Source organism: Embleya sp. NPDC005575 (assembly GCF_040605455.1).
Lineage (GTDB): Bacteria > Actinomycetota > Actinomycetes > Streptomycetales > Streptomycetaceae > Embleya.
On sequence record NZ_JBEXCV010000240.1, the window covers coordinates 1 to 9,001 of the forward strand.

Below are 9,001 nucleotides of genomic sequence, written 5' to 3' on the forward strand. Positions count from 1 at the left end.
ACCGTCGTCACGGCCGCCGCGACGATGACCGGCGTGATGACCTTCGCCGGCACCGCGAGCGCGGATCCCGCGCAGTCGTTCCAGCAGACCAAGGAGCGGGTCAACCAGCTGCACAATGACGTGATCAAGGCCACCGACGCCGCCAACGGCGTCGAGGAGCAGATCACCAAGCAGCAGGGCACCGCGAACCAGACGCAGGCCCGAATCACCGAGGAACAGGCCGCGCTGAACACTTTGCGCGATCAGATCGGTCTTTTGGCGGCCAACCAGTACCGCAGCGGCGGTCTGCCGCCGTCGCTCTCGCTCGCGCTCAGCGGCGACCCCGAGGGATACCTGCAGAAGTCGCAGATGCTGGCCCAGCTCGACGGTCAACAGGCCGCCAAGTTGAAGCAGATCGCGGCGCAGGCCCGAGTTCTCCAGCAGGACCGCACCGAGGCCTCCTCGCAGCTCGCGGAGCTGGAGAAGCTGCGGACCGAGCTGAACAAGAACAAGACCGAGATCCAGACCAAGCTCGCCGAGGCCCAACGACTGCTGAACACCCTCACGGAAAAGCAGAAGAAGGAAGTCCTCGACTCCGACGAGCACGCGGGCAACACCGACACGCGTGGCAACGACCGCAGCTCGCGGGACAAGCCCGACACGCCGCCGCCGGCCACCAATGTCCAGGTTTCCGGCCGGGCCGCAGCAGCGGTCGCGTTCGCGCGGGCCCAGATCGGCAAGCCGTACGTGCCCCGGGGTGTGGGCCCCGACTCCTACGATTGCTCGGGATTGACCCAGGCTTCGTGGAGGGCCGCCAACGTCAAGCTGACCCGGACCACCTGGACCCAGGTCAACGACGGTCCGCGGGTCTCCAAGGACGCGCTCCAGCCCGGCGACCTGGTGTTCTTCTTCGCGGACAACTCGCACGTGGGCATCTACATCGGTGGCGGGCAGATCATTCACGCCCCGCGGCCGGGCAAGAACGTGACCATCGCGCCGGTGAACTCGATGCAGTTCTACGCGGCCGTTCGACCCGGTTAGGCCCGCCGGACCCGCGTACAGACCTCGACAGCGCCCTCTCCCGGATTCGTTCCGGGAAAGGGCGCCGTCGTTGTTCCCGGCTCCGCGTGCGGCTGGGGGCCAGGGGTCAGACCAGTCGCCGGTCGGTCGCCCAGCGGGTCAGCTCGTGTCGGTTGGACAACTGCAACTTGCGCAGTACGGCGGACACATGGGTCTCCACGGTCTTGACCGAGATGACCAGCCGCCGGGCGATCTCCTTGTACGCGTAGCCGCGCGCGATCAGCCGCAGCACCTCGCGCTCGCGCTGGGTGAGTCGGTCCAGATCCTCGTCGATCGGCGGCACGTCGGTGGCCGCGAACGCGTCCAGCACGAAGCCCGCCAGGCGCGGCGAGAACACCGCGTCGCCCTCGCCGACCCGGCCGATCGCGCGGATCAGTTCGTCGCCGGTGATCGACTTGGTGACGTAGCCCCGCGCCCCGCCGCGGATCACCCCGATCACATCCTCGGCGGCGTCCGACACCGACAGCGCCAGGAAGCGCACGGCCGGGATCAGCGCCGCGCACTGGCGCAGCACCTCGACCCCGCCGCCGCCGGGCAGGTGCACGTCCAGGAGCACCACTTCGGGACGGGTCTCGGTGACCACGGCCACCGCGCTCGCGACGTCGTCGGCCTCGCCGACCACCTCGACCGCCTCACCGATCTCGGCGCGTACGCCGGTGCGGAACATCCGGTGATCGTCGACCAGGACCACCCGGGTACGAGCCGTCCCCTCGGGGCGCTCGGTGCTGCTCTCGGTGGCGTTCACGTGTTCGTCCTTCCCACAGCGGCCCGGCCGGCGTCGGCGCGGCGCATCTCCAGCTCGACCTCGGTGCCCTCGCCGGGTTCGCTGCGGATGTGCGCGGCGCCCCCGTTGCGGCGCATGCGCCCGATCACGGACTCTCGCACACCCAGCCGGTCGGCGGGTACGCCGTCCGGGTCGAAGCCGGGTCCGCGGTCGCGGACGAAGACCGTCACCGTGTCCTCGTCGGCCTCGCCGAACACCGAGATCGCCGCTCCGCCCGCGTACTTCGCCGCGTTGACCATCGCCTCGCGGGCGGCGGCCACCAGCGCGGCGAGCTTGTCGTCCACCGGGCAGTCGCCCACGCACACCACCTCGATCGACACGCCGTGCGCGTCCTCGACCTCGGCGGCGGTCGAGCGCAGCGCGGCGGCGAAGGTGCGGTCCGGCTCCTCGCCGTCGGGGCGGTACAACCACGCGCGCAGCTCGCGCTCCTGGGCGCGGGCCAATCGGGCCACCTCGCGCGGGTCGTCGACCTGGCGCTGGATCAGGGTCAGCGTGTGCAGCACCGAGTCGTGTACGTGCGCCGCCACTTCGGCCCGCTCCTGGGCCCGGATCCGAGCCCGGCGCTCGGCGCCCAGTTCGCGGGTCTGCCGGAGCAGATACGGGCCGAAGATGACCAGCAGACCGACCAGGAGCAGGCCGGCCCCGCGCATCGCGGCCAGCGCGTCGCCGATGCCGCCCCGGCCGAACGAGAAGAACACCAGGCCGGCCAGCACCAGCGCGGCGCCGACGAAGGTGCGCAGTGCGCCGGCCACCCGGCTGCGGCCGTCGAGCGAGAACCACCGGTCGCGCTGCGACTCGTCGGCCTGGCGCCACAGCATGATCACGCCGGGACCGGCCACGAGCAGCGGCCAGATCCAGTCGCCGACCTTGGTCCCGCTCGTGGTCGCGCCCACGCCGGTGAGCATGGTCGCCGCGATCAGCACGATGATCAGCGCAAGCGCCTGATGCCGCTCCCGCCCGCGTTCGCGCGTGAGCGGGGCGGGAGATTCCCGACCCTGCGGTACGAAGATCCAGAACGCCGCGTAGAGCGCGATTCCCAACCCCGCGAAGAAGGCCAGTGCGACGAAGGCGATCCGCAGCAGCAGCACCTCGACGCCCAGGTGGTCGGACAGGCCGCGTGCGACGCCGCCGGCGAGCCGGTGCGACGAGGCGCGCCGGAGCCCGGGGATCGGCTGCGCGGTCCGGACGGGCGCGGCGGGTGATGGATATACGGCGGTCACACGACCGATCGTCACACGGCGGCAAGTCCGTACGCATCAGGGCCCGACCCTGATTCGCCCTCAGGGTCGAACCGGGGGTGCGCCAGGGCGGAGCCCGATGGGAAGCGGGCTCCGGGGGCGCCACGATGGACTCATGAACGACGACACGAAACCCGGTATCTCGGCCGGCGACCGGGCCGGCGACGTCCCGGGCGGCCCTGCGGGGTCGTCCGCGGCGCCCACGACGACGATTCGCCCCCAACTCCTGCGCAGCACCGAGGACCGGATGGTCTCGGGCGTGTGCGGCGGCCTCGGCGAGCATTTCGGCCTCGACCCCGTGATCTTCCGCATCGTGTTCGCGGTGCTGTCGCTCTTCGGCGGGGTGGGCGTACTGGTGTACAGCCTGGGCTGGCTGTTGATCCCGGCCCGCGGTGAGGAGCAACCGATGTTGCGCCGAATCCTCTCCGGGAAGTTCGACTACGGGGCGTCGGCAGCCACCGTGGTCGCCGTCATGGGGGTCGCCTTGTTCTTCACCTACCTGGACTCGGGCTTCGGTCCGTCCGTTCCGCTGTTGATGATCACCGCCGTGGTGCTGTTCATGGTGTGGTCCGACACGAAGAAGAAGCAGGAGGCCGCCGTCGGCGCGGCCGGGGCCGCGGCGATGGCCTCGGCACCCGCCCCGGTCGACGTCCGGCCGGACGGCGCGACGGTGCCCGGGCCGCCGATGTGGTGGCAGGTGCCGGGTGCGGGTTCGGCATCCGGCGACGAGGAACCGCCCGTGGCGCCGCCGGTGCCGCAGCGGCCCAGGCGTCCGCGCTCGTACGTGTCCCTGGCCACGCTGTCGGTGGCCACCATGGTCGGCGGTCTGCTGTGGGTGCTCGACCACACCGGGGCCGTGGACGTGACGTTCACCGTCGCGATCGCGATCCTGCTCGGCATCGTGGGCCTGGGCCTGCTCGCGGGGACCTGGTTCGGCCGGGCGCGGCTGTTGATCCTGCCCGCCCTCGCGCTCACCGCGCTGCTGTCCGCGGTCACCGCGATCAGCGTGCCGTTGACCGGCCCGTCGGGCGAGCGCACCTACACGCCCACCACGGTCGCCGCGTTGCCGGCCTCGTATCACCTGGGCGTGGGCGCGATGGACATCGACCTGCGGCGGCTCGACCTCGGGCCGGGCGGCAGCGCGACGGTCAAGGCCCGGATCGGCGCCGGGCAGATCCAGGTCTGGGTGCCCGGGGACGTCACGGTGGTGTTCAAGGGCGGTGTCGACGTCGGTCGGGTGCGCACGCCGGCCGGCCGGGACGACGGCTACCGTCCGGAGCGCGTCGAGACGACGGCCGCGCGGGTCGGGCCCGGGCGCGGCACGATCACGCTCGACCTGAAGGTCGGTGTCGGCGAGGTCGAGCTGCTGAACGGGGACGACGGGCGGGAGCCGCGATGAGCGCGTCGATCGACACCCGAACGACCCCGCGCGCGAGCGCGACCCGGATGGAGGGCGATTCCCGATGAGGCTGAACAGGTACCGCTTCGACCCGATGGCGCTGATCGCGGGCACCGTCTTCGCGGGCATCGCGATCGCCTACCTGCTGCGCGCGTCCGGCACGCTGACGGTGCGGCCCGAGTGGGTCCTGGCCACCGCGGCGATCGGCGTGGGCCTGGCCGGGCTCGCGGGAGCGCTGTGGGCGATGCTGCCGGCGCGCGAGTCCGCACCGGCGGCGTCGATGAGCCGGATGGCGTCGGTGACCACGTTCGCGCCGATCGCGTCCCACCCGGCGGGAGAGGCCGTGGCCGAGCCGAGCGCGGCCGAGGACGAGCCCGGCCCGGGTGCGCAGGCCGGGTACGAGCCGTATTCGGTCGGGGCGGTCGGGACCGAGGCCGACGTCGCGGCCGACCCGGTGGTCGAGGACGAGCGCCCGGACGAGGATCCGCCGACCCTGGACCCGACCAAGTAGCCACCGGACGACGCGAGGAGCGCGGGTGGGCCGCCGGCCCACCCGCGCTCCTCGTCGCGCCCGCTCGGCCGCGTCTGCTCAGCCGCGCCCGTGCGGCGTGTGCCACAGCGCCGGGTCCGGCCCCTTGGGCACGACACCGCTCGGATTGATCCGGTCGTGGGTGACGTAGTAGTGCCGCTTGATGTGGTCGAAGTCGACCGTGTCGCCGAAGCCTTCGGTCTGGAACAGGTCGCGGGCGTAGGCCCAAAGTGCCGGATACTCGGTCAGCTTGCGCAGGTTGGCCTTGAAGTGACCGTGATAGACCGCGTCGAAGCGGACCAGCGTGGTGAACAGCCGGATGTCCGCCTCGGTGATCGTGTCGCCGACCAGGTAGCGCTGCCCGGCCAGTCGCTCCTCCAGCGCGTCCAGACGGGCGAACAGCGCGTCGAAGGCCGCCTCGTATGCCTCCTGCGTGGTGGCGAACCCGCAGCGATACACGCCGTTGTTCACGTCCCGGAACACGTCCGCGTTGATCGCGTCGATCTCGGCGCACAGCCGCTCGGGGTACAGATCCGGCGCGCCGGCGCGGTGCAGCGGGGTCCAGCGGGTGGAGAGATCGAGGGTGATCTGCGGGTAGTCGTTGGTGACGACGTGGCCGGTGCGCAGGTCGATGATCGTGGGCACCGTCACCCGGCCGCCGTAGGTCGGATCACTGGCCCGATAGGCGTCGGCCAGGAACGCCAGGCCGGTGACCGGATCGCGCCCGTCGGGGTGGTTGGTGAACCGCCAGCCGGTCTCGTCCCGGATCGGGTCCACGATCGACAGCCCGAGCGCGTCCTCCAACCCGAGCAGGCGCCGGACGATCACCGCCCGATGCGCCCAGGGACATGCCGACGACACGACGAGTTGATACCGGCCGGCCTCCGGGTCGGGTCGTCCGGTGAACCGATTGCCCTGCCGGACGAACTCCCCGCTCCTGCCCGACTCGGCCGTGAACTGCGCCTCGGAAGTGGTCATGCGTCCACGGTAGATCGCCGAGCCCCGAGTCGGCGGCCGCCGGGCCGCGGCCGGCCCGGCGCGTGCGTGCTCAGGTCGGGTCCAGGCCGTTCGCCCGGAGCCAGGGGAGCGGGTTGATCGGGGCGCCGCCGCCCGGGCGGACCTCGAAGTGCAGGTGCGGGCCGGTGCTGTTGCCGGTGTCGCCGCTGTAGGCGATCACGTCGCCCGCCTTGACCGGGCCGGAGCGGACCTTGGCCCGGGTCAGGTGGCAGTACCAGGTCTCGGTGCCGTCCTTGCCGGTCAGGATCACCATGTTGCCGTAGGCCGTGTTGAACTGGGTTCGAACCACGCCGTCCATCACCGCGACCACCGGCGTGTTCAGGTCGACGGGGAAGTCGATCCCGGTGTGAGTGTGCGACCACCGGGAGCCGGACGAACCGAAATAGGCGCTGAGGCCGCGCTGAGCGACCGGGAGCACGTACTTGGGCCTGAGGGACTCCTTGCGCTTGCGCTCGGCTTCCTGGGTCCGTTGTGCCTCTTCCTGGCGCTCCTGGAGCGAGATCCGGGTCTGCGCGCGGCCGGCCCGCTCGGCGAAGTCCTCGGCGCCGACCTGAAGGTCCATCAACTGCTTGTCCATCGGCGACATCAGCGGCAGGTCCTCGCCGCCCGCCACCGGATCCGCGTCCTTGGTCTCGGCGCCCGCCGTGTGCAGGCCGCCGACCGCGGCGACGGCCATCGCGGCCGCGCCCATCACCGCGAGTGGTGCGCCGGCGGTCAGCGGGAACGCACGTTTGCGCTTGACCCGGGCCTTGTCGGCGGCTTCCTTGGGCTTGGGGTCCTTGGCCGGCCGGTCCCGCCGCTCGACCCGTTCGGCCGGCTCGACCCGTACGTCGGCCGGCTCGGCCTCGTTGTCGGTCGGAGCCGGCACGCTGTCGTCGTGGTCACCGGGATCGAACGCGGGCTCGACCGGCGCGCGGGTCGAGCCGTCGTCGAACAGGTCCGTGGCCGAGCGGTTGCCACCGGACCACATGTCGGCGTCGTCGCGCGGCGGGACGGGGGAGAACCAGGTGTCGGATTCCCAGGCGGCGGTGTCCGAAGCGGCGTACCACATACCGGTGTTCGAGCCGCCGTCCCAGGACGGGTCGACGTACGGCGTCGCCGGAGCGGTCTGGACCGCGGTGTCGGTGCCCGCCCAGGTTTGGGTCTGCGTCCCGGGGTCGTAGGCGCCGTACGCACCGCTGTCGGGTACCGCCGCGTAGCCGTAAGTGCCGGTCGCGTCGTAGCCGGTGCCGGTGTCGTAGCCGCCGGTGACCGCGGTGTGCGCCCCGCTGTCGTACCCGTCCGGCGACCCGGACCCGTCCACTCGGCCGTACGCGTCGTAGGCCGGGACCGCGGTGTATCCCGAGGAGTCGTAGCCGGGTTGGTACCCGCAGGCGTCGTAACCCGACGAGCCATGGGTCGCGGAGCCGTAACCCGGCGCGTCGTAGCCGGCGGGGGCGTGGTTCGAGGAGGCGTAGTCGACGGCGGCGTAGGTCCCGCTCGCGTCGTATCCGTCGTACGACGCGCTCGGCACGCCCCAACCGCCCGAGGAGTCGACCGCCTGGTATCCGGAACCGGTCGCGTACACGTTCGCGTCGTATCCGGTGACCTGGCCGTACCCCTGGTCGTAGCCGCCGAGCATCGAACCGGACGGGCCGTAAGAGGAGTACGCACCCTCGGCCTCCGGGATGTGGCGACCCTGCTGATCCTCGCTCGGATAGCGATCGTCCGTCACCTACGTCGCCTTCGTCTCGGGGGCTGGTCGGAATCGGACTGTAGTGCTCTTGACGTTCACAGGACAATCCTCGCGATAAGAACCGCAGGTCAGGCCGCCGAGCGGGTAATGCCGTTCGGCACGGCCGAACCCGCTCGCGCGGTCCGCGGACCGGCGCCGCGAGCGAGAGGTCGCACCGTTTCGCCCGCGAGGGTGATCGAGGTGCCGCCCTCGGCGCCGCGGCCCGGGCCGCGGCCGCGACGACCCACATCGATCGAGGGCGTGTTCGTGCGGACTTGCCGGCGCGCGGTCGGCCGGGGACCACCTTGGGCAGGCCGTCGCGGCAGCGGGTTACGCTCCGGGCGAGGGCTTCGCTAGGTACATGGAGGCAGTGATGGGTGTTCCCGGACCGATCAGGATCGTGGTGGCCAAGCCCGGACTCGACGGGCACGATCGGGGTGTCAAGGTGGTCGCGCGCGCGCTGCGCGACGCGGGCTTCGAGGTGGTGTACACCGGCCTGCACCAGACCCCGATCCAGATCGTCGAGACCGCCATCCAGGAGGACGCCGACGCGATCGGTCTGTCGGTGCTCTCCGGCGCGCACATGACCCTCTTCGCGAAGGTCATCGAACTGCTCAAGGAGCGCGAGGCCGAGGACATCCTGGTGTTCGGCGGCGGGATCATCCCGGAGGAGGACGTCCCGGAATTGAAGCGGATCGGCGTCGCGGCGGTCTTCACGCCGGGCGCGCCGACCACGGACATCGTCGACTGGGTCCACGCGCACGTGGCGACCACCTCTGCCTGAGCGGGCACTTCGCCCGGATCCCGACAACCGCCGGGCGCGTTCGACCGGCCTGTGCACACGTGTCGGTGCGGGCCCGTACCGTGACCGTCATGCTGGAACGGTGGACCGCAGAACAGGTGCTGGCACTCGCGCCTGACGCCGCGTCACGCAAGGCCGGGAGCAGGTTGGCGGTGCCGCGACCATGGTCGGCCGCCGGCGCCGCCGAGTTCGCCGGTGGGGCCGGCGCGGTGTGGGGCGTGTGCGCGGGAAGCGGTGTGACGCCGTACCGCACCGTGGTCGACCTCACCGGCCCCGCGTCGCAATGTTCGTGTCCCAGCCGCAAGTTCCCGTGCAAACACGTGCTCGGGCTGCTGCTCCTGTGGGCGGCCGACCCGGTGGCCGTGCACATGCAGCCCGTCGTGGCTCAGGAACGGGCGCGGCCGGTTCACCCAGTCGCGCAGCGGCGCGTTCGCCAACTCGGCGACCAGGGCCGCGAGC

At 71.7% G+C, this 9,001-nt stretch carries 9 protein-coding genes; 5 read left to right on the forward strand and 4 right to left on the reverse strand.

Features of this window, described 5'->3' with window-relative positions; translation table 11 throughout:
• Nucleotides 1-1,020 (forward strand): NlpC/P60 family protein (locus ABZS54_RS40370; protein WP_355547602.1); only part of this gene is annotated, 1,020 nt, incomplete at its 5' end.
• 106 nt (nucleotides 1,021-1,126) lie between these two features.
• Here ABZS54_RS40370 and ABZS54_RS40375 read toward each other — a convergent pair.
• On the reverse strand, nucleotides 1,127-1,804 hold the full coding sequence (locus tag ABZS54_RS40375; RefSeq protein ID WP_355547605.1) for a response regulator transcription factor: 678 nt from the start codon (nucleotides 1,802-1,804) through the stop codon (nucleotides 1,127-1,129).
• Nucleotides 1,801-3,063 carry a PspC domain-containing protein gene (locus ABZS54_RS40380; RefSeq protein WP_355547608.1) on the reverse strand — a complete coding sequence of 421 codons (1,263 nt, stop codon included), beginning with the start codon at nucleotides 3,061-3,063 and terminating at the stop codon, nucleotides 1,801-1,803. The genes ABZS54_RS40375 and ABZS54_RS40380 overlap by 4 nt, the downstream gene beginning before the upstream one ends.
• 133 nt (nucleotides 3,064-3,196) lie before the next feature.
• Between ABZS54_RS40380 and ABZS54_RS40385 the strand changes: the two genes are divergently transcribed.
• Nucleotides 3,197-4,480, forward strand: coding sequence for a PspC domain-containing protein (locus ABZS54_RS40385; RefSeq protein ID WP_355547610.1), 1,284 nt, complete (start codon nucleotides 3,197-3,199; stop codon nucleotides 4,478-4,480).
• 64 nt (nucleotides 4,481-4,544) lie between these two features.
• Nucleotides 4,545-4,991 carry a hypothetical protein gene (locus tag ABZS54_RS40390; RefSeq protein WP_355547613.1) on the forward strand — a complete coding sequence of 149 codons (447 nt, stop codon included), beginning with the start codon at nucleotides 4,545-4,547 and terminating at the stop codon, nucleotides 4,989-4,991.
• A gap of 78 nt (nucleotides 4,992-5,069) precedes the next feature.
• Here the strand turns inward: ABZS54_RS40390 and ABZS54_RS40395 are convergent, their stop codons facing one another.
• Together ABZS54_RS40395 and ABZS54_RS40400 are read right to left on the reverse strand one after the other, a co-directional pair.
• On the reverse strand, nucleotides 5,070-5,987 hold the full coding sequence (locus ABZS54_RS40395) for a glutathione S-transferase C-terminal domain-containing protein (RefSeq protein ID WP_355547615.1): 918 nt from the start codon (nucleotides 5,985-5,987) through the stop codon (nucleotides 5,070-5,072).
• Nucleotides 5,988-6,057: 70 nt separating this feature from the next.
• Nucleotides 6,058-7,740: a M23 family metallopeptidase gene (locus ABZS54_RS40400; RefSeq protein WP_355547618.1), complete on the reverse strand. Its 1,683-nt coding sequence runs from the start codon at nucleotides 7,738-7,740 to the stop codon at nucleotides 6,058-6,060.
• Between the two features lie 373 nt (nucleotides 7,741-8,113).
• Between ABZS54_RS40400 and ABZS54_RS40405 the strand changes: the two genes are divergently transcribed.
• Both ABZS54_RS40405 and ABZS54_RS40410 read left to right on the forward strand, forming a co-directional pair.
• Entirely contained in the window at nucleotides 8,114-8,524 is a 411-nt protein-coding gene (locus ABZS54_RS40405) for a cobalamin B12-binding domain-containing protein (RefSeq protein ID WP_355547620.1), read from the forward strand.
• Between the two features lie 89 nt (nucleotides 8,525-8,613).
• Nucleotides 8,614-9,001, forward strand: a 388-nt coding sequence (locus ABZS54_RS40410) for an SWIM zinc finger family protein (RefSeq protein ID WP_355547623.1), incomplete at its 3' end; no start/stop codon positions are given.

Excerpts from the sequence above, each read along its gene's own strand:
- ABZS54_RS40405 (WP_355547620.1), top strand. The coding sequence starts at position 8,114 with ATGGGTGTTCCCGGACCGATCAGGATCGTGGTGGCCAAGCCCGGACTC.
- ABZS54_RS40385 (WP_355547610.1), top strand. The coding sequence starts at position 3,197 with ATGAACGACGACACGAAACCCGGTATCTCGGCCGGCGACCGGGCCGGC.
- ABZS54_RS40395 (WP_355547615.1), bottom strand. The coding sequence starts at position 5,987 with ATGACCACTTCCGAGGCGCAGTTCACGGCCGAGTCGGGCAGGAGCGGG.
- ABZS54_RS40390 (WP_355547613.1), top strand. The coding sequence starts at position 4,545 with ATGAGGCTGAACAGGTACCGCTTCGACCCGATGGCGCTGATCGCGGGC.